Origin of the sequence: Moraxella boevrei DSM 14165, assembly GCF_000379845.1 — a bacterium.
GTDB lineage: Bacteria > Pseudomonadota > Gammaproteobacteria > Pseudomonadales > Moraxellaceae > Faucicola > Faucicola boevrei.
This window is the reverse complement of sequence record NZ_KB903808.1, coordinates 82,660-104,101: the sequence shown is the minus strand read 5'-3', so window position 1 is coordinate 104,101 and position 21,442 is coordinate 82,660. Positions and strand designations below refer to the sequence as shown.

At 40.4% G+C, this 21,442-nt stretch carries 16 protein-coding genes; 6 read left to right on the top strand and 10 right to left on the bottom strand.

Annotation, left to right across the window (positions count from 1 at the left end; all coding sequences use genetic code 11):
* Nucleotides 1–171: 171 nt before the first annotated feature.
* Nucleotides 172–702: an inorganic diphosphatase gene (locus tag A3G3_RS0110250; protein WP_019520427.1), complete on the top strand. Its 531-nt coding sequence runs from the start codon at nucleotides 172–174 to the stop codon at nucleotides 700–702.
* A 127-nt stretch (nucleotides 703–829) separates the two neighbouring features.
* Here the strand turns inward: A3G3_RS0110250 and A3G3_RS0110245 are convergent, their stop codons facing one another.
* The 10 genes from A3G3_RS0110245 to A3G3_RS0110200 form a co-directional block, all read right to left on the bottom strand.
* Nucleotides 830–1,519 carry a hypothetical protein gene (locus A3G3_RS0110245; RefSeq protein WP_019520426.1) on the bottom strand — a complete coding sequence of 230 codons (690 nt, stop codon included), beginning with the start codon at nucleotides 1,517–1,519 and terminating at the stop codon, nucleotides 830–832.
* A 42-nt stretch (nucleotides 1,520–1,561) separates the two neighbouring features.
* On the bottom strand, nucleotides 1,562–2,053 hold the full coding sequence (locus A3G3_RS13660) for a YaiI/YqxD family protein (protein WP_019520425.1): 492 nt from the start codon (nucleotides 2,051–2,053) through the stop codon (nucleotides 1,562–1,564).
* On the bottom strand, nucleotides 2,053–2,382 hold the full coding sequence (locus A3G3_RS0110235; RefSeq protein ID WP_026212988.1) for a TIGR01244 family sulfur transferase: 330 nt from the start codon (nucleotides 2,380–2,382) through the stop codon (nucleotides 2,053–2,055). The genes A3G3_RS13660 and A3G3_RS0110235 overlap by 1 nt, the downstream gene beginning before the upstream one ends.
* 28 nt (nucleotides 2,383–2,410) lie before the next feature.
* Nucleotides 2,411–3,403 carry a hypothetical protein gene (locus A3G3_RS0110230; RefSeq protein WP_040631748.1) on the bottom strand — a complete coding sequence of 331 codons (993 nt, stop codon included), beginning with the start codon at nucleotides 3,401–3,403 and terminating at the stop codon, nucleotides 2,411–2,413.
* 43 nt (nucleotides 3,404–3,446) lie between these two features.
* Entirely contained in the window at nucleotides 3,447–5,243 is a 1,797-nt protein-coding gene (locus A3G3_RS0110225) for a SulP family inorganic anion transporter (protein ID WP_019520422.1), read from the bottom strand.
* The gene (locus A3G3_RS0110220) at nucleotides 5,224–7,605 is read right to left on the bottom strand and encodes an esterase/lipase family protein (RefSeq protein WP_026212985.1); all 2,382 of its coding nucleotides are present in this window, start codon (nucleotides 7,603–7,605) and stop codon (nucleotides 5,224–5,226) included. The genes A3G3_RS0110225 and A3G3_RS0110220 overlap by 20 nt, the downstream gene beginning before the upstream one ends.
* 143 nt (nucleotides 7,606–7,748) lie before the next feature.
* Entirely contained in the window at nucleotides 7,749–8,741 is a 993-nt protein-coding gene (locus tag A3G3_RS0110215; RefSeq protein ID WP_019520420.1) for a tetratricopeptide repeat protein, read from the bottom strand.
* Between the two features lie 118 nt (nucleotides 8,742–8,859).
* On the bottom strand, nucleotides 8,860–12,693 hold the full coding sequence (locus A3G3_RS0110210; protein ID WP_156802153.1) for an AAA family ATPase: 3,834 nt from the start codon (nucleotides 12,691–12,693) through the stop codon (nucleotides 8,860–8,862).
* Between the two features lie 62 nt (nucleotides 12,694–12,755).
* A complete protein-coding gene (locus tag A3G3_RS0110205; RefSeq protein WP_019520418.1) occupies nucleotides 12,756–14,183 on the bottom strand; it encodes an exonuclease SbcCD subunit D C-terminal domain-containing protein in 1,428 nt (475 codons plus the stop codon).
* A 16-nt stretch (nucleotides 14,184–14,199) separates the two neighbouring features.
* Complete coding sequence (locus A3G3_RS0110200; protein WP_019520417.1) at nucleotides 14,200–15,099, bottom strand: hydrogen peroxide-inducible genes activator; 900 nt, start codon at nucleotides 15,097–15,099, stop codon at nucleotides 14,200–14,202.
* A 329-nt stretch (nucleotides 15,100–15,428) separates the two neighbouring features.
* Here A3G3_RS0110200 and ahpC point away from each other — a divergent pair, with 329 nt between their 5' ends.
* The 5 genes from ahpC (at nucleotide 15,429) to A3G3_RS0110170 (ending at nucleotide 21,436) form a co-directional block, all read left to right on the top strand.
* Nucleotides 15,429–15,995, top strand: coding sequence for an alkyl hydroperoxide reductase subunit C (ahpC, locus tag A3G3_RS0110190; protein WP_019520415.1), 567 nt, complete (start codon nucleotides 15,429–15,431; stop codon nucleotides 15,993–15,995).
* 135 nt (nucleotides 15,996–16,130) lie between these two features.
* Nucleotides 16,131–16,772 (top strand): hypothetical protein, encoded by a 642-nt coding sequence (locus tag A3G3_RS0110185; protein WP_019520414.1) that lies wholly within the window; start codon nucleotides 16,131–16,133, stop codon nucleotides 16,770–16,772.
* Between the two features lie 202 nt (nucleotides 16,773–16,974).
* On the top strand, nucleotides 16,975–18,090 hold the full coding sequence (locus tag A3G3_RS0110180) for an efflux RND transporter periplasmic adaptor subunit (protein ID WP_228702730.1): 1,116 nt from the start codon (nucleotides 16,975–16,977) through the stop codon (nucleotides 18,088–18,090).
* A gap of 1 nt (nucleotide 18,091) precedes the next feature.
* Nucleotides 18,092–20,059, top strand: coding sequence for a MacB family efflux pump subunit (locus A3G3_RS0110175; protein ID WP_019520412.1), 1,968 nt, complete (start codon nucleotides 18,092–18,094; stop codon nucleotides 20,057–20,059).
* Between the two features lie 3 nt (nucleotides 20,060–20,062).
* A complete protein-coding gene (locus A3G3_RS0110170; protein ID WP_019520411.1) occupies nucleotides 20,063–21,436 on the top strand; it encodes a TolC family protein in 1,374 nt (457 codons plus the stop codon).
* The last annotated feature ends 6 nt before the right edge of the window (nucleotides 21,437–21,442 follow it).

Sequence of the window (21,442 nt, the reverse complement as noted above, 5' to 3'; positions counted from 1 at the left end):
TGGGCGATGCAGATAGCCCATTTTTTTGGCAAAGTGAAACATGGCAAAAATTCCAAAAATGAATAACTTTAGCCCAAATTCTACCCTAGAGAAATGAAGCAAACTTTGTTATAATCGTTGCACTTTTTTACCTTAACTTCATTTTTTTAAATCTATCAAAAAGGAAATGCTATGGCAGACTTTAACCAAATCCTTGACGCAGGTGATGTTGACGGCGGTGTTATTCACGTGGTAATTGAAATCCCTGCAGGTTCAAACAATAAGATTGAATGGAACCGCAAATTAGGCGTGATGCAACTTGACCGTGTTGAGCCAAAATTGTTCGCAAAACCAACCAATTACGGCTTTATCCCCCAGACCCTTGACGAAGACGGCGATGAGCTAGATGCACTCATTATCACCGACGAGCCATTACCGACAGGTATTTTTATGCAAGCCAAAGTGATTGGTGTGATGAAATTTGTAGATGATGGTGAAGTGGATGATAAAATTGTGGTTGTCCCTGCCGATGACCGAAATAATGGCAATGCAATCAATACCTTAGCGGATTTGCCACAACAGTTGATTAAACAAATTGAGTTCCATTTTAATCATTACAAAGATTTGAAAAAAGCAGGCACGACTAAAGTTGAAAGTTGGGGCGATATTGACGAAGCCAAAGCGGTAATTAAAGAGTCGCAAGCTCGCTGGAAAAATCAATAATTTTAGCCGTTGATTTTTAGTGGATTGAAATTTTTATAAAATCAATAACTTATATCCTGTGAAATGGTGGGTTACGCCCAAAAAGATGGGCTAACCACACCCTACATTTTGAATTATTTCAAAAAAATTAAACCAACGTATCCCATGCCACTGCCAGCTGATTTGCCACACGGCTAAAGGCTGTCGTATCTTGACCGCCCATATAAAACGCATTGGGCAAATTCATCTCATTAAATGATAGCATGAACACGGTTTTGTAATCGTCAATTTGAAAAAATCGCTCGTGTTCTTGTTGTAATTCGTTAATTTCTAGTGCACCGATATTTTTCAGTTTTTCCCCGATGTCGCTCGGAATAGTATCGCCAATAAAATCAAACACTTGTGCGTAATGATTTAAGCCACCATTCACGCCATTAAAAATTGCTTGAGCCAACAAAAAACTCGCCAACGGCAATTCTTTTATCCAATGAATATCGGCAAGGTCGTAAGTATCATGGTTGCGACTGACGAACACGAGCGGATTGGTTTGGTTTGGGTCGTCTTGATGAATGCCCCAAATCGCTTCGCCATGACTGTCTTTGGCAATCACCAAATGTTCGGCGGTTTTAGCAAACGGTAACGGCAATAGCACATGGTGGCTGTGGTTGAGCGGTTGCACCTTGCCCAATTCTCGGCAATAATGAAACAATAATGGCGGTAATGTTAGCTGGCTAAGCTGTTCTAAATCGCTAATTTCGTCAATATCAAAACCCAAAATTTCTGGGTTATGCTTGTCTAATTGGTACAATTTTTTGATTAACACAATCGGATTTATCATGCAATATCACTCATTACTATTAATTATCGGAATAACGATAAGCTAATTAGAAAAACGGTTGGGTTTTGGCTTGGCAGATGATTGTAGCCAACGGTTTAATATATTAGCAAAATTTTGTTTATCTTTTTCACTGTAGGGAGCTTGTCCGCCCATTTGTTGCGGTTGTAATACGCCAGTACTTCGCATGGTATCCATAAAATCTCGCATATTGAGCTTTTGCTTGATATTGCTTTTATCATAAATTACACCACGAGCGGTACAAACTTTGGCATTGTTATCAATACAAGCATTGGCAAGCGGAATGTCGCTGGTAATAACCACGTCATTTTCGCTCACATTTTCGGCGATATAGTCATCGGCTTTATCAAAACCATCTGCCACCACAATCATCTGCAACATCGGCAAACGTGGCAAGGCAATCGTACGGTTAGCGACAAAAATCGCTGTGGTTTGCGTGCGTTCGGCGGTTTTGATGATAAGCTGTTTGGCAACGTTGGGAATAGCGTCAGCATCCACCCAAATTTTGCAGGTCATTAGTCTAATAAATCCAGTTGTTCGGTGGCTTGGAATAAAATGTTGCAACGGTTGCCAGTGCGACAGAACATAAATACAGGTTTTTCGGCTTGATTAAAAATGTTGGCAAAATCTTCGCAGTCTTGGGCGTTGATTTGGCTTGGCACAACAGGTTGAAAATGGTAGGCAATGCCAACCTCGTTTGCCATTTTTTCAATGTCGGCATTTAAGGGTTGGTTGGGTTCTTCGCCATCTGGGCGGTTGTTGATGATAGTTTTGTAGCCTTGAGCTTTGATTTGGGCAACGTATTCTGGGGTGATTTGCGGTGAAAATACGGTGTTGTTTGGCATTTTGATTGTTCCTTGTTGAAAAAAATTATTAATGAGTGGTGTTGATATCATGGTCGCATTTTGCAAAAAATAAAGCCTTTTTGCTAATGCTTAAATCGTCCAATGACATAGGTGTTTTTGTGCTTTCTAAAAATGTATAACGGCGAATGGTATCAAGTCTTCCATCAGAATTGTCATAAGCAATTTCACCCATTTCATCGTAAAATTGGGTTTTAAGAGAATAGGTATTTAGTTTTTCATTATACTGATAATATTTCGTGTCGTCAGGAAAATCATTAAACTCATTACGCAGTACTGATGTGGGCTGTGTATCGCTATCCATTTTTGAGCTTAATGCTTTAAACTCAAGTATTTCTTTGTCGTTTTTATTCAAAGCCTTCACTACATGGCTAGGTTTGCCGTCATAATCTAACAAAAATACTTTGTTATTTTTATACAAAAATGGCACGCTAGTCGGTGTATAAACATCATCATCAGCATCTAAATAGTTGATAATAATACGGTTATTTTTTTGGGGTAATTGATATTCCCAAACATAATCCTTGCCTTGTAAATGTGAAAATAGCTGTATTGTTTTAACAGAAGGAAGCGTTTTAAAAGATGGATAGGATATGCAATTTGGACTGCCATTAAATATAGGCTGAAAATTTTGTTTATCAAAACTTACTAAAGCGTCTGTATTATCAAAACCATCAAATTGAATATATACGCCCTTTTGTTGTGGGTCATAAGTGCTAGTTACTTCAAACATTTCTGGACGCATAAAAGCCATATCAATCGTATCTTGTTTGATTTGATAATTACCGAATTTTAAAAAACCAAAACCAGCGCCCAAAAATTTGCCATTTTTAAAAAAACAAACTTGACTACTGCCTTCAGGATTACGCGAACTCTCATCAAGGGCAGAAATACAGCCTTCAAAGGTTTTTGGCACGGTGTTTGTTGCTCTCTCTGTTTCGTTTGTTTTGGCGTGGCTCATTGTTGCTACCAATAATAGACTGGTCATTAGTAATTTTTTCATTTTTAATTTAAATCTTTGATGTTAAAATTATTTTAAAAAACAGTTAAGAAAGTTTATTTACCGCTTGTTGTGTACTTAAAAACACTTGTCCACTTAAATCTTTTATCACAGGCGTTTGCTCTAAAATATCCATGATAGGTCCTTTAATCTCAGAAAAATGTAGACGAATACCACGACTTTGTAACGCACGATTTAGCTCGGTTAACATCTCTTGAGCGGTTAAATCTACATGGTTCACCGCCGATAGCATGAGTACCAAATGTTCACAATGCATATTGATGGTTAACTGTTGCTCAATAAACCCACGCACCGACATGGCATTGCCATAAAACAAACGCTCGTCAATCCGAATAATCAGCAGTTTATCATGCTTGGTAACTTGATGTCGTTGTATATTGCGAAAATGCCCCGTATCGCCAATTTGCCCAACCACCGCAATATGTGGATGGCTAGATTGCCAAATCAGCCCTGCAAATGACACCAAAATTCCCACGATTAAACCAATATTTAAGCCAAAAATTAACACACCGCTAACCGTTGCCAAAAAAGCCAACGCATCTAGCTTATCAAATTTTAACGCATAATGTAACGTTTGTAAATCAATCATGCTGGCGATACTTGCCATAATCATCGCCCCAAGCACCGCATACGGTAACGGTGCAAATAGATTGCCAAAAAATAACAAAGTCACCACCATAACAAACACGCTAATCACGCTTGCCAACGGCGTTTTTGCCCCTGTTGCGGTGTTAATCGCCGTGCGAGACAGTCCACCTGTTACCGCAAAACTTTGAAAAAATGCCCCAATGACATTTGCCAAACCCAAGCCTTTTAGCTCTTGATTGGCATCAAACGGTTGTTGAAATTGTTTGGCAAAACTGCTCGCCACCGCATGGCTAGACACGAACGCAATTAACGCAATCAGCCCTGCGGACGGCAACAGATGAATGAGCGTGTTGATTTCCATGATTGGCAAAATCGGGGCTGGCAACCCTTGAGGAATGGCGTTTACCAAGGCGATATTGAGTGTTACAAAGCCAAAAATTTGACTACAACCAATCATCAACATCACCCACAATAACGGCAACATTCGGCAAATTAATGTGATGGTGGGAGCCGATAGTGGCAAAATGGCGAACCATCTGGGAAAATGCGTGCGGTTTAACCAAAACACCGCCAATGACAATGCCCCAATCACAAAGGTCGGCAAATGAAAATCGTCAAAATCTCGCCACAACGACACCGTATTTTCTAGCAGGGTGTTGCCTGTGATAGGAATGTGGGTAATGACTTTGAGCTGACTGATAAAAATCAACAAGGACGCCCCACTGACAAAGCCTGCGGTGACGCCACGACTGATAAATTGCGTTACCCAACCGAGCCGAAATATGCTTGCCAAGGTTAATAATACGCCAACCAATAATGCCAAACTCACCGCAAAATGGGCGTATTCATTACTCGGCAAATGTTGATAATCTGATAGGGCTTGTGTGGTCATTACCGCGGTGAGTGACACTGCACCGACCGCATTGACCGAGCTTGAGCCAACCCATGCATAAATCAACACAGGCACAATGGACGCATACAGACCGTATACAGGTGGTAATCCTGCTAACACCGCATAGCCTAAACTTTGTGGAATAACCACCGCACCGACCACCAAGCCTGCAATCACATCTGCGGATAAATCTGCTTTTTGATAATGACGCAACCAATGGGGACACTTGGGCAAACTGCCAAAAAAATCTACCAACAACCGCAAAAATTGCCGAAACAATCCTTGTACGTTCTGTTTGTCAAGGTAAGGTGGCTGAAGCGGATTAGGGTTGTTGGTCTTCATGTTTTGGATTGGTATTGGCAACGGTGGTTAACTGTTTATGCAAAATCCGTCTTAACTCTAGCACTGCTTGCGGACTGGTATGTACGTTGTGCTTGCCTGACAGGATTTTTTCACTTTCCACGTCTTTTAAACTGGCACTTTGATACGGTACAATACCGTCAGATAGGCGTTCGGTCGCCCCTTGGCTGACTTGTTTTAGCAGTTGTTGGCGTTGGGCTTGTAAACTTTCGGCTTTATTTAAATTGGCACGGTTATATAAATATGAGTTTTGGCTTGATTGGTTAAGTTGCTTAGATTGGTTATTGTTGAAATCGGTTGGCAAATTGGTAATTATTTGGTCATTATTGTTAAGCTTATTTTGTAAGGTATCATTTTTTAACGCATCGTACAAATCCCTATCATCGGTGGCAATCAAGGTATTAATCGCCACATTGTCGGCGATGCTAATCGACTTGGTAAGTTTGACAAAAAATGATTGATCGCTTAATTGGCTCGCCCCATTTTCCAAAAATAGCCCTGCTAACGGATTGTTGGCTAATTGGGCATCACTCAATAACGCATTTAGGCTTGCAGTAACGGTTTTGACAAAACCTGCAGGAATGGACACAATTCGGCGTAAACCCCTTGTAAACCAACGGTCAGCATAATCCGTCCCTGCAAAGGGGGCGGAAATAAATACCGCTCGGTCAACTTGAGGCAGAGCGTGTAACTGCAAACGTTTACTGAGTTCTAGCTGTTCATCGTTGTTTAGACGTTCAAAATTGCGATAAACGCTCGGTAATTCTTGTTTTTGGATATGATTTTCAATCATCTGTTTTAAATTAACCGTTAAATCGTCATTAGATACCAATAATCGCCCAATCACACCGCCCATACTATGCCCAATCAGTACAGCGTGCTGACTGGCAAGGTCATCTTGTTCAGGATCAACTTGATGAAAAGCGTTGTTAATCAAGCTGTGAAGCTGATAACGATTTTCCAAAATTGGGATGTTGGTCGGATAAAACAACTGCCAAACTTGATAATTATCCCGCAACGTTGGGTCGTTAAAAATATCGTTGGTTAGGCGTATCCACGTTTCAGGGCTAGATGCCAAACCATGAAGCATTAAGATAACTTGCTTGTTTGGGTTATAAGGTTCAAGCATAAATAATTGTGGTTGGCTGTTTTGGTACGCCGAGCCGAGCATATTAAAAATGCTTAACGGCTCAAGAGAATTTTCCTTAATCCACAAGCCATACGGTGCAGAAAAATTTGCCGACAACGCAAACGGTTTGCCCAAAATAGTGACACGGTTGGTTTGATAAGGGTCATACAAGTCAAAACGAAAATCGGTGGTGGTTAAAATCTCGTCTATACTATCGCCTTGTGGTAAAAGTAGGGCGGTAACAGGCAAATGCCCTGTGGGGTGAATGCGTTCACTCGCAGGCAAATCATGTTGATTTTTGTTCAAAATCTGATTGCGAATGGACGTGGTATAACGGTCGTCTAACACCGCCACATAATTAATACCAAAACCGTCACGACGACTAATACTATTTAGATTGGTTAAATTAATTTGGTAGCTAGAGATGAGTTTTCCTGTGTTGTTTTGGCGTTTTTCCTTGTCAAAACCGTGAAAAGTGACGTGAATATGGTTGCGAGTAATTTGGTAATTATCTTGTAGATTTTTTTCATACAGACTGTCGCCTAACTCATCAATCGCCACATAATACAAATCTTGGATTTGGGTATCTCGCTCTTTCGGCAAATACACCAAGGTATTGTTAGCTTGATTACTAGTGGTTTGATTAAGCATATCATACATCAAATACAAATAGGAAAACCGCACCGTTTGTAACAAATCATCTTGTTTTGCCATCTCACAGTCAATGCGGTTGTCAGTTTTTTGAGTGATAGATCGCTCGGTTTTCTGTTGTTCAGATTGCTGGGATTGATAACGTTTGCCAACGTCGGTGGCAAGTTCTCGCTTGGCAGATTGGCAATTGATGGCTTGTGAGCGTTGTCTTGACGATGCAAAAAATAGCTCCGCCACCGCTCCGTACAGCCCTTTGTCAGGTTGTTGATTGAGTTCGGCTTGTTTTAATTGCACGATGCAGTTAGGCATATTGGCAAGGCATTCGCCTTCTTCTAGCCCTGCCTGTATCAGTCGGCTCTGCGTGTCATTGCTTAGTCGAGAGCCTGTCAGCACGTTGGCACGCTCTTCCATAATCGCCGTGGTGGTGCTACGTTTGGTCGTCATTGTGCTACAAGCGGTAAGATTAAGCACTATCAGACTAAAACAAGCAAGTTTGACAGATTTTGTCAATGGGTGTTTTTTCCATGGGCGAAAATGCGTGAAAATGGGACGTAAGTTGTGCATACAAAACCGTGTCAAAAGTGTTGTTAAAAAAGGTAGGGTATTGATAACCAAAAAACACGCAAGCTGGGCGTAAAACCCAGCTTGTTTTTTAACCAAAATATCAAAGATTGGTCAAATTTTAAAACGATTTTCAACGTTAAAAATTAACGCACCACTTTTGCAGGGATTTTCCAAATGTAATATTCACCGCTATTTACCAAACGCAGTTGTTCGTCAATATATGGATCGTTTGGATACTTGGCTTTAAAGTCGTTTAGGCGTTGAATGGCACGTTCCTTATTGTCATTTAACAAATCAGCTTGGGCAAGGCTTTGGCTTGCTTCGGCAAACCCCATTTTTTCGGCTTTTTCTAGATATTTTGAGCCTGTTTCAAAACCGCCCCCTTCCGACAACATCGCTCCGTATAAGAAGTTCGCTTCGGCGGTATTGTTGATTTTCATCGCACGCGTGACATATTCGCTAGCTTTTACTGCATAATCCGAGCCTAAATCTAGATTGCGAGCCATGGCGTTGAGCTTAGTAGCACGCAGTAGCACGTCATACGATGCGTTTGGGTCTTTGGCATAGCCATCAATCCAAGTGCTTAATTGTTTGATTTTTTGAATGGCGTTATAGCTTTCAGTGCGGTTACGAAACACGGGCGGATAGTGGCGTGCCATAGGCGAAATTTCGGTGATAAAATCATCAATCACGCTTACATCAATTTGTCTCGTGCCTTGTGTCGTTGTCGGAATAACCACGGTCGGCACGGTGCTAACATTACTTAAAGTGAGCGTTGGGCGTGGTACATTAATCGCTGAATTTTGCAAATCTGAACCGACAAATTGTACCGTGTTAAACTTTGGATAAGTCACTGTGGTTAATGATAAATCGTTGCTCGTTGTACTGTTCAAGGTGTTGTTTACAGGTTGATTTGACAAGTTGTTTAAACTTGCCAAATCAGGCGGTAGTTGATTGCTAATTTGTAAGGGTTGTGACTGATTTGCCGTTGGGCTAGCGTTGCTAATATTAGCCACTTTTTGTTGCACATTTTGCATAGTTTTCGGCTTTTCTTTGATGATTGCTGAATTGGCAGGCAATGCCAATGTTAACGCACCCAATGACAATAAGGCAGGGGCAAGCGATTGTTTTAACATAATCGTTCCTTTCAAATTTTAAACTTAACGTAAATTCTAAAAAAATTCGCTATATCATGCAAAATTTTTGACAAAAAATCAGTAATGATATTGTTAATTTTTATCAACCGATTGCAAATTATGCCAATTTTTTCACCCCTTGACCGACAATTTTACTCACACCGCCTGTGGTCGGCATGACTGTGATTTTACTGCTAATACGTTCTTTCAACGCTTGAATATGCGAAATCACGCCAATCAATTTGCCTGATTGTTGCAAGGTTGACAAGGTGTCTAACGCCGTATCCAACGCTTCATCGTCCAATGTGCCAAACCCTTCATCTAAAAACAATGAGTCCACCTGCATTCGATGACTTGCCATATTGGATAAACCCAACGCCAACGCAAGGCTGATGATAAAACTTTCTCCGCCCGACAAATTTTTACTGGTTCGCACTTCACCGCCTTGATAATTATCAATCACGTTCAAATTTAGCGGTTGCTCACTGTCGGCAACCAACAAATAACGCTCGCTCATTTTGCCTAACTGCTCATTGGCGTGGTTAATCATTAACGAAAAAGTCAAACCTTGGGCAAAATTACGGAATTTTTTACCGTCGCTTGAGCCGATTAAGCTGTGTAAATGTTGCCATTGTTCATGTTGTTGCTGATGTGTTTGTAAGGCTTTGACCGCTTCTGCCTGTCGTTGTTTGATACGTTCGTTATTGGCTAAGTTTAATGATAAACTGCCCAGTAATTGTTGTTTTTCATTAAACAAACTTTGTTTTTGGTTTAATTTGTCTTCTAATATTTCTAAGGTTAAATCCGTTAAATTTTGTGCGGTAAGCTGTTGATATTCATCATGAATTTCTTGTAATTTATGTTCGGTAAGTTGCTGTTGTTGCTGTAAGGCATCGGCAGTTTTTTGTAATTTTTCCCGTTCGACATCGGTTAAGCAGGCTTGTAAATACGCATCAATGCTGTCAAAACCAACATCATCTAGTTTTTGTAAAAAATGTTGTTGTGTTTGATTAAATGTTTGCTGTTGTTTGCCAATCAAGGCAGTGATTTGTCGCAAATTTTCCGTTAACACGTGCCAATCTTGGCTAAGCTGTTGCGTGGCTTGGCTGGCGTGTTGCCACGCCTCAAAGGCTTGCGATTTTTGTGTTAATAATGCTTTTTCGGCTTGGTTTACGTCTTTATCACCAAATAAGGCAAAACGGCTTTGTTTTAGTTGCTCGCTTTGTTGGTTAATTTGGCTAAGCTGTTGATTTAACTGTTGATTTTGTGAGGTTAAATGCTCGGTTTCGCTTTGTAGCGTTAGCAGGGTTTTTTCTGATTGTTGCTTATGTTCATTGAGCTGTTGTAACTGTTGTTGCTCGGTTTGACATTGCTGAAATTTTTGCTCAAGCTGTGTCAAGGTCGGTGCAAGCGTGCTATTTTTAACTTGTTTAACCGTATTGGATAATAAATGCCCAAACGGCTGTAAAATCTGCTCAATTTTCGTATGAATTTCAATCAGTTGGCTGTTTGCTTGCTCAAGCTGTGCAGTGAGTTGTTGCTCATTAGCCATTGCCTGACGCTGTGCTTGCTCGGTAAGGTGGCGGTCGTGCTGTAGCTTGTGACTTTTTTCAGTTAGGGTTTGTTTCTGCGAATTGAAGGTGTCTAATTGACGTTGATACTCGGCTAATTGTGCGATAATTTGTTGTTTTTGGTCTATATTTTGGTGAATTTGTTCGGCAAAATCCGTCAAGTCTGTTGACAAATCCGTTGACAAGGTTGCTAAATTAGCATTTTGCCAATCTTGAATATGTTCAAAAGTTAACAAATGTGGATAATTTTGATAAAAATCACGCATTTGGTTAATAAGCATTGACGCTAATTCGGTTAAATGTTGCTCAATTTTTTGTTGGTTTTGATTCAAATGTTGCTCGGCTTGGTTGAGCTGAGCCAATTTTTTTTCGCTATTTTGGCGGTTTGCTTGCGTGGTGGCAAGTTTTTCTTTGGCAATTTTCAACTGTTGTTCAGTTTCACTCAAGGCATGTTCAGCATTTGGCTGTTGCTTGGCATACGGATGCGATGTCGCACCGCAGAGCGGACAGGGTTCACCGTTGATTAGGGCGTGGCGTTCGTGTTGTAGATTGATGATTTTATGCTGTAATTGTTGATTTTGCCATAGCAAATCGACTGTTTGTTGCTGTTGTTGCTCGCTTTGCAAAAGTTGTTGACACTCACGTTGTGTCTGGCTTATCGCTTGGGTGAGTTGGGTTTTTTCTTGTTGTAACTGATGGGCATCTGCCACCGATGTTTGCCATCGCTGATGTTGTTCTTGTAAGGTTTGTAGCAAAAATTGGGCATGTTGCAGTTGATTTAGCACCTGATGTAACGGTTGGATAAAATCGCTCGGCACACTCGTAATCAGTGCGTCAGAAGTCGGCGTGTTCGGCTCTAAATGATTGCAAAAAGATTGAACAAAAGCGTTAATTGTTTGCTCAAAATTTTGACGATTTACTTGGGCAAGTTGTTGCTCAGTGGCGTGTTGTTGTTGCTGTTGTTCAAGTTCGGCAAGGCGGTTGCCAATCGTCTGTGTTTGATGTTTTGCCTGTGCGATTTGCCTGCTTATCCCTTGTACTTGCTGATGTTGTTGGCGAGTTTGTTCCGCAAGGTCTTGCAGGCGTGGCAATGGATTGGCGTGTTCGGCAAATACTGCCAGTTGCTGATGTTGCTCGGTTAGCTGTTGGTATTGTTGTTGGCAAGTGTGTAGGGCGTGCTGTTGCTGTTGATAAGCGTGATGATTGTGCTGTAATTTGGCAGTTAATGCTTGTTGTTGCTGGTGCAAAGCTTGCTGTTGTTGTGCCAAATTATGCAGTTGATAATCGTGTTCACGCACTTTTTGAAAAAGTGATTGGTTGTCTTGCCATTGTTGTTCGGCGTGTTGGTGCTTGGTGCGGTACTGTTGTTCGGCTTGTTGCTGTTGTGTTAAACGTTGCTCAAGGCTAGGGGATTGTTGTTGCCAGTATTGTTGCTTGTCAATATTAGCCGATAATTGTTGGCGAATATGTTCATACTCACGGTAATCAGCGGTTAATTGGTAGGCGTGTTTGCCTTGTGTTAAGCGTTGTTGTTGTGGCAAAAAATCCTGCAACTGGGCGTGGATATCTCGTTGTTTTTGTTGATAAATTTCTCGTTGTTCTTGGATTTTGCTAATCTTAGCTTGCCAGTCTTTTTGGGCTTGTAGACTACTAATTTTTTGGTTAAGCTGTTTGATTTCTTGTTGGGTGATTGCCAATTTATTCGTATAATATTGCTGTTGTTCATCACTTAATGGCTCTGCCCCTGCCAGATTCGCTTGTAATTCTGCGAGTTTTGTTTTGCTTTGGGCAAAGATTTCATGTACTTTTTTGGAAATATCGCTATAAATCGCTGTGCCTGTGATTTGTTCTAAAATCGGCGAGCGTTCATCGCTACTGGCTTGCAAAAATGCCGAAAAACTGCCCTGAGCGAGCAACATCGCACGGGTAAAGCGTTGAAAATCCATGCCTGTGATACGTTCAATTTCGCCTTTGGTTTTACTGGCTTTTTCTTCAATGATATTGCCTTTGACGGTGTCACTGACAAAGTGAGCGATTTCATGTTTTGGGGCTTGGAGTTTGCCATCAGGTTTTTGTCTAGCACGTTTTTGCCCCCAAAAACTGCGAAAATTGCCTATATGTGTGGCAAATACCACTTCGGCAAAACATTCGCCGGTTCCCCTTGACATAAGGTCGTTCTTGCCTTGTGTGATATCGCCCAAGCGTGGCGTCGCCCCATACAATGCCAAACAAATCGCATCTAAAATCGTACTTTTGCCCGCCCCTGTCGCCCCTGTAATGGTAAAAATACCTTCGTTGGCATAAGCAGGGTGGCGAAAATCAATTTGCCATTTTCCTTGTAATGAATTAAGATTTTGAAAGCGTAACATTAAAATTTTCATGGCGGTTTTTGATTTTTTTAAAAATTTGTAGAAATACGATAAAATTTAGGTTTTATTCAGCATTATTCCACCGTTTGTAAACGCTGTAACACATCGGCATAGCGTAACCGCAAGCCATCTTTTTGCTCATCAGGCACGGCGTTGGCAGTCAAACACCGCTCAAACACGGCGATTTCGTCCAAGTCATCTAACACTTCATTGGCATGGCTGGCTTGTAGGGCTTGTTGGCGAGTTTGTAGATTTTTGATGCGTAATACTTCAAGCGAGCTGTCTTTGGTCCAATCTGCTACTTTTTCACGCAAATCTGCCACCCAATCATCACCTTGATAAATCACTTCTAACCATGCGTGTTGTGCAGATTTTTTTAAAGATTTTAAGGTGATTTCAAGGTGCGTTAAATCGCCTTGTACTCGGATTAGGGTTTGAAAGGTTGGCACGCCAAGGGATTGTACCAACACGTTTGTGTCGGCACTTAGGGCAAGCGAATAGGGGTTTTTAAGTGTATTTTCATCATTTTGTTGATTAATTGGTTTATCAAAACTAAACAAATCATCGCCAAAAGTTGGCTCGGTTAAGGTGGTAGTTTGTACCAAATTTTTTTGTAAGGCTAACAACGGTGCATTGCGTTCATCGCTTTTATCGTTTTGCTCAACAGGTTTGGCAAAAAATTTGACAAGGTTAACTTGTTTTTGTTGTTTGGCTTCTCCGAAACCCATGGCAATCGGTGAACCGCTATAGCGAATAAATTCATTTGCACCAACGCTCTGCGGAACGTGCAAATGCCCCAACGCCACATAATCATAACGGCGGTCAAACATCTGGGCTGACACTGAACCGAGCGAACCGACGTACAAATCTCGCACACCGTCACCATCCAAGGTTTGTCCACCGACCATAAACAAATGCCCTGTGGCAATGATTGGAATTGACTTGTCAAATTGCGTTTCTAAAGCGTATTTTTTGGCAAATGCTCGTTCGCTCACCGCTTGATAATGGGCGTGAATACCTGCTACCAGCTGATTTTCTTTATCGCCTAAGGTTTCGGCTTGTCCGACTTGGCGTACATCACGGTCTCGCAGATACGGCACGGCACACACGATACATTCAGGCACACCATTCGCATCGTTTAACAGCAAAATTTCATCGTCCAAATCTGCATGCATACTACCGACCACATGAATGTCAAAATTTTTAAGCAACGACTTTGGAGCGTCCAAAAAACTTGGCGAATCGTGATTACCACCAACAATCACTACATGACGGCACGGCGTGGTTTTGACATCATGCAAAAACTGATAATACAGTTGTTGGGCTTGATTGCTTGGGCTATTGGTGTCAAAAATATCCCCTGCAATCAGCAAAATATCCACATGATTATCAATAATTGCCGAAATCTGCCATTGTAAAAACGCCTCAAACTCAGCATAACGTGGCTTGCCGTACAGACGCCGACCCAAATGCCAATCCGAAGTATGAAGTAATGTTAACATAACCTTTGAATTTATTTTACTGGCTCTGATCTAATGCTTCAGCAAACGCATTACCAAGCAGACTCACATCATCTACCCGTGCATAATTTAGTCGTGTGATAAACGCCAATTTACGGTGTGGTCCGGGTTCTGCCAATGGAATGGCGGCAATATCAGGGTTTTGTTGTTTGATTTGAGCGACCGCCATTTCCGGAATTAAAGTCGTCCCCATACCGCTCAATGCCATTTGAATTAAGGTATTTAAACTGGCATCACTAAAGCTACTCTTAATTTTGTTTTTATCTAAATGGCACACGGATAAGGCATGGTCGGTCAAACAATGCCCTTCACCAAGCAACATCAAATTACGGTTAACAAGCGTGTCGGTATCCATGATTTTCGGCTGATTTTCGGCATTTTTTTGGGTAAAAATTGCCAAAAAATTCTCTTGCCAAAATTCAAATGTCAACAAGCCGTCAGTTGCATACGGCAACGCAATAATCGCCGTATCAATCATGCCATACCGCACTTTTTCAATCAATCGCTCGGTCTGCTCTTCTACGATAGATAACTGCACATTCGGATAGCTTTCACGCAATTTTGGCAGTACTTTTGGCAACAAAAACGGGGCAATGGTCGGAATAATACCAATCGTCATCGGATAGGCGAGTGGGGTTTGGTGAGTTTGGGCTCGTGTGGTCAAGTCATTGACTTCCGAAAAAATGCGTTTTGCCCGCTCCAAGATCTCTTCACCAATCGGTGTAATCAACACTTGTTTGTTATTTCTCTCAAAAATCTGGGTATCTAGCTGTTTTTCCAGTTCGGCAATTCCTAGACTTAATGCAGATTGGGAAATATTACATTCTTCGGCTGCCCGCTTAAAATGCTTGTATTTTGCGACGGCTAGGGCAAATTCTAATTGGCGTAAGGTAATCATTTTGGCGAAATCCTTCTGTTAAACTATCAATGCAAATGATAGGCAAAGTTTTACAAGTCGGTGATAAAAAATCAAATCTTGCTTTTAAAGTATTATACCGCTATCATTTAAAAAATAAAACAGTTTTATAAAAAAAATTAACTAGATTAATCATAATATTGCGTTAAGATAACCCTACAGAAGTTATTAACAATTTACTATTATTTTAAACCAGTAATTTTTTTAAAACAAATTTTTAAAAAAATTACTGGTTTAAACTTAAGAAATGTTATGGTAAAATGAAAAACGTTTAGTTTTAATTGAGTTTTTTAACTATAAAGGAGTCAACCGTGACTGCAATTATCAACCAACCTATCCCAGAATTTACCACCGAAGCATTCGTAAACGGTGAGTTCAAAACTATCTCAACAGCTGACGTTAAAGGCAAATGGGCTATCTTTATGTTCTATCCACACGATTTTACGTTCGTTTGCCCAACAGAACTTGAAGACATGGCTGACCATTACGACGAGTTGAAAGGTCTTGGTGTTGAGGTTTACGCTGTTTCTACTGATACGCATTTTGTGCATAAAGCATGGCATGACGCGTCACCTGCAATCGGTAAAGTAAAATATCCAATGTTAGGCGATGGTACTGGGGCTATCACTCGTGGCTTTAACGTGATGATTGAAGGTCAACACGCAGCACTTCGTGGTACATTCCTAGTTGACCCAGACGGTCTTATCAAAGTTGCTGAAATTCATGATTTAGGCATCGGTCGTTCTGCGAAAGACATGATTCGTAAAGTAAAAGCCGCTCAGTACGTGCGTGATAACGACGGTGAAGTTTGCCCAGCAGCTTGGGAAGCAGGTCAAGAAACCTTAAAACCAAGCCTAGACTTAGTTGGTAAAATCTAATTCTTTAGATTAATTAATTTTAGAAAAATAAACTCTTGTTGTAAAATAGGGGTTTATTTTTTTTTGGGCGGTGTTATAATGCGTGGTCTTTGGATATTTTTGGTAACTATTTTTAAGCAATTTTAAGGATATTGTATGAACCAGGGATTTATGCGTACTTTGTTGGCGTTAGCAGTTTCTGCAAGTTTTTTGACTGCCTGTAATAAAACTGACACCCCAAAAACAGAAGCCCCAACAAAAGCTGAAAATGCGTCTGCATCAGTCTCTGTAGCTAACGCAAGCACTGCTAAAACCGTTAATACAGACGGTATGCCAGCCAGTGTTGCAAATATGATTATCCAAAGCCCATATATGGATTTTCAAGTGACTGCTAACCGTGCTATGACTATCTCTGCTATTGAACAGACTTATCCAAATTTGACCGACGTTCAAAAAGCATGTCTAAGGAGTATTGAAGGTAATGCCAATTATTTGTCGGTATTAGAGCCTTATTTTAAAGGTATTTTGAGTGATGATGAGATTAAGCAGGCAGATGAGTTTTTGGTAACAGCTGCGGGTGATAAATTTGAAGAAATGATGTATCAAGCCATGGGTGTGCCAAATCGTCCGCCATTTATCGAGCCTGATGGGAAAGAAAAAGTTGAAATCACCAAAGCCATGATGATGCCATTTGTTGTTAAGGTTAAAGCAAAAACAGCTGCGATGAGCGATGAAGAAGCGACAGCATTCTTACAAAAATTAGCCGAAAAAGAACTAGCGCGTTGCAATATTCGCTAATTTAAGTTAAAAAAATCATAAATCTCCAAAAGTTTTTGGGGATTTTTTAGTTTGAAAATCGTAGCAGATTTATTTATACAAAAATGGTATTAAATTTGATTTGCATATATTATAATGATAATTATTTTCTTTTATCTTATGGCCTGATTTTATGTTGGTTGCGAAAAAATCAAAAAAGACTTTAATTTTTCTAATTATTTTTGTGTTATGTGTAACATTGCTTGGGGTGTTTTTTTGGCAACGACAACAACCACCCAAACTCCAATATTTAACCGAAACTGTCAAACTTAGCGACATTGAAAACACGGTGATTGCAGGTGGTCAAGTGTATGCCGAAGAACTGATTGACGTAGGGGCTCAAGCAACTGGACGTGTGGATAAATTACACGTTACTTTGGGGCAACGGCTAAAAAAAGGCGATTTGATAGCCGATATTGATGCCACGCAACAACGCAATGCCTTAAAAGATGATGAAGCCAGTTACAAAGCATTACTGGCTCAGCACGACATAAAAAAACTTCAATTAGCCCAAATTCAAAATGAGTTTGAGCGACAAAAGCAGGGTTTTCATGCAGGCATTGTGGCAAAAATGGAGTTTGTAAAGGCAAAAACGGCGTTAGAAACGGCTCAAAAAGAGTTAATTGCCAGCAAATCGCAATTGGAACAATCGCAATTAAAAATTGCGACCGCCAAAAATAATTTGAGTTATACTCGGATTACTGCACCGATTGACGGCGTTGTGGTTGCGATTGTTACCAAGCAGGGGCAGACCATTAATGCCATGCAGTCATCACCAACCATTATTAAATTGGCTCAAATTGATACCGTGCAGATTAAGGCAAAATTTTCTGAAGCGGATATTCCCAAACTAAAAACAGGTATGAAAGCCCATTTTAATATTCTGGGTTTGCCAAATCAAAAATTTGAAGCTACGCTCCAAGATTTAGAACTTGCACCGATTGGCGATACGAGTGGTCAGGCAGGGGCGGTGTATTATTATGGTTTATTAAGCGTGCCAAATCCAAAACATCAACTATTTATTGGCATGACAGCAAATGTTACGGTGGAAATTGATAAAAAACAACAAGTTTTGACCATTCCAACGACCGCATTGGGTAAACAATTGCCTGATAATCGTTTTGAAGTGCAAGTCATTGACGATGAAAATAGCCCAAATCCCAACCTAGAAACTCGTGAAATCAGCATCGGTCTGAATAATAAAATCCATGCCGAAGTCTTGTCAGGTCTAAAGCAAGGCGAAAAAGTGGTGGTATCAACATCAGACGGTAAGGTAGAGAGTTTGGACGTGGGATTGTAACATGGCATATCAAAGTGATAAACCACCCATTTTGTCGTTAAAAAATATTACAAAAACCTTTGCGTTTGGTGAACAATCGTTGCAAGTGTTGCAAGGTATTAGTTTGGAAATTCATGCAGGCGAAATGGTTGCCATTGTCGGTCAGTCAGGTTCTGGCAAATCTACTTTGATGAATATCATGGCGTGCTTGGATAAGCCAACATCAGGTGATTATTTGATTGAAGGTAATCTCACCACACACATGGATAGTGACCGTTTAGCCAGTTTACGCAGGGAAAAGTTTGGCTTTATTTTTCAACGTTATCAATTATTAAGCAGTCTAAACGCACTTGATAATGTTGCTATGCCCGCCATTTATGCAGGCATTCACCCAAACACACGTCAGCAAAAAGCACAACAATTATTAACCAAATTAGGACTAGAAAAACGCCTTGACCACTATCCCAATCAATTATCAGGTGGACAACAACAGCGTGTCTCTATTGCTCGTGCCTTGATGAATGGTGGTCAGATTATTTTTGCAGATGAGCCGACAGGGGCATTAGATAGCCAAAGTAGCCGTGATGTTATGCAGATTTTAAACGATTTAAATCGTGAAGGACACACCATTATTTTGGTAACGCACGACCCAAAAATCGCCCAATCTGCCAGTCGGGTCATTGAAATTGCTGACGGTAAAATTATTCAAGACAACACCTTACAAGCCGTTAGTCATCAATTTTTAGCAAATCAGTTCAATCAATCAGACAATAAACAGAGCGAAAATCATTTTTTACAATCCTTTAACCGTATTAAAGAAGCCTTTCGCATGGCAATGCTAACCATGACTGCCAACAAAATGCGAACCCTTTTAACCATGCTTGGTATTATCATTGGTATTGCTTCGGTGGTGTTGATTGTGGCGTTAGGAAATGGTTCAAAACAACAAATTTTAAAGCAAATTAATAGTATTGGCTCGGCTACCATTACCATTACGGCAGGCAATGCTCAAGACGAAACGCAAACCAGTACGCCTGAACTTACCCTTGACGATATGTATGCGTTGGAAAAACAAAAATTTGTTGAAAGTACGGCACCAGACTTAAGCTCGTCCATGCTGGCACAAGTCGGCAACCACAGCAAAACCGTACAGGTGGACGGCGTGGGTATCAATCATCACCGTTTGCAAAACGTACGCTTTATCACTGGCGGTATGTTTCGCCAAAGTGATTTGGACAATTTTAGCCAACACATTGTTATTAGCGATAAAACCAAACAGTCCCTGTTCCCCAAGTCGGAAGCTTTGGGACAAGTGATTATGTTAAATGGCGTACCAAACCGTGTTATCGGTGTGTTTTCGTACAATGGGATAGAAGGAAATTATGACCGAAGTTTAAAAATCTGGCTACCTTACCGTACCTATCAAGCCCGTTTTGCAGGACAATCACCAAATCTAAACAGCATGACGATTTTGCTAAAAAAAGGCTACTCGTCTGCCCTAGCCAGTCAAAATATTACCCAAATTTTAACCAAAAGACATGGTAAACAAGATTTTAGCCTATTTAACAGCGATAGCCTAGCCAAAACCGTAGAAAAAACCGCCAAATCCTTGACCTTATTAATTGGAGCGATTGCGGTAATTTCTCTGCTTGTCGGTGGCATTGGCGTGATGAATATCATGCTGGTTTCTGTTACCGAACGTACGGGTGAAATCGGCGTACGCATGGCGGTAGGGGCGACTTACCAAGACATAATCCAACAATTTTTAATAGAAGCCATGGTGGTGTGTGCGATTGGTGGTATTATCGGTGTTTTATTGGCGTTTGGCTTGGGATTATTGTTAAGTATATTTAATATTCAGGTGATTTTTTCTATCAATGCCATTATCATGGCAGTGGCTTGTGCCAGTCTGATTGGGCTAGTTTTTGGTTTTATGCCTGCTCATCGTGCAGCAAAAATGAACCCGATAGACGCTTTAAACAAAGGATAAATCATGAATAAAATCAAATATTTATCACTCATTGTGATGATTAGTTTATTAACCGCTTGCCAAACGACACAAATCAACCCAACAATGATTGATAACATTCAGCATAATGATGTCGCATTGCCTTGTCCAACGGATTACCAACTATTTTGTCAAGAAAATTGGTGGCAAATATTTGATGATAAAGTTTTAAATGATTATATGAAAAATCTAATCAAGGGTAACCACGAATTAGCCGTTGCTACTTTAACCTTACAAAAGTCTATTCTTAATCAACAAAAAACAGATAACCAAAAAATCACCATAACCCAGCAAGCCCATGCCAACCACCAAAAACAAAAATCGCTTGCAACGGGTGACACAACTACCAATAAAAATTTTGACATAAACCTAAACGCCAGTTGGGAAATTGATTTATGGGGAAAACTACAACTGCAACAAAATATCAGCGAATGGGAAAAAAATGCGGTAGAAGCTGACCGTAAAGCGGTTTTTCTTACCTTAACTGCCAACGCAGTGCGAGAATATTTTAACTTAATTGGCATTAATCAAAAACTTAGCGACAACCAAAACGCCCAAAAATTCCAACAAAAACAACGCCACTATTTACAAACACAGCTAAAACTAGGCTTGATTGCCCAAGCAGATTTATTGGTAATAGAACAAACCTTAAATAACTTGCAACAAACTCAACGCAATCTTATCACTCAAAAAAATGAAAGTCTAAATAATCTTGCTTTATTGAGTCATACCAGCGTTGATGAACTTTCGGTTGCGTTAAAACAGCAACAAAATTTACCAAAATTACCGACAAAAATTGAACAACTACCTGCTCATGCAATTCAAAATCGCCCAGATATACAAGCCATGCTTTGGCGATTGTCAGTCAGTTTGCAACAGGTCAATCTGTTACAAAAGAACCAGTACCCAACCCTTGTCCTGACCGCTGGGGCAAACTCACAATCTGCAAATTTGATTGACTTGTTAAAAGTGCCTGTACTCAATTGGGGGATTTCGCTCAATTTGCCGACCTTTAACCAAAAAGACTATCAAAATAATGTCCAAATCGCCAAAATTGATGAAAAGATTGCTACCTTGAATTATCAAGAAACGGTTTATAAAGCCTTAAATGATGTACAAAATAAGTTAGTGCTTTGGCAAAATCAACAACAAAATCATGAATTGATACTAAAATCTGCAAAAATTGCCAAACAACAGCTTGATTACCAACAAAAACGTTATCAACTTGGGTTTATTGCTACCAAAGAATTGGCAGAAAGTCAAGAAAGTTTTCGCCAAGCCCAAAATGCCATTACGGATAGTTTGATTCAGCAAGCACAAACAGGGGTTAACTTATATCAAGCCATAGGTTCTTGGTAAGTTAGC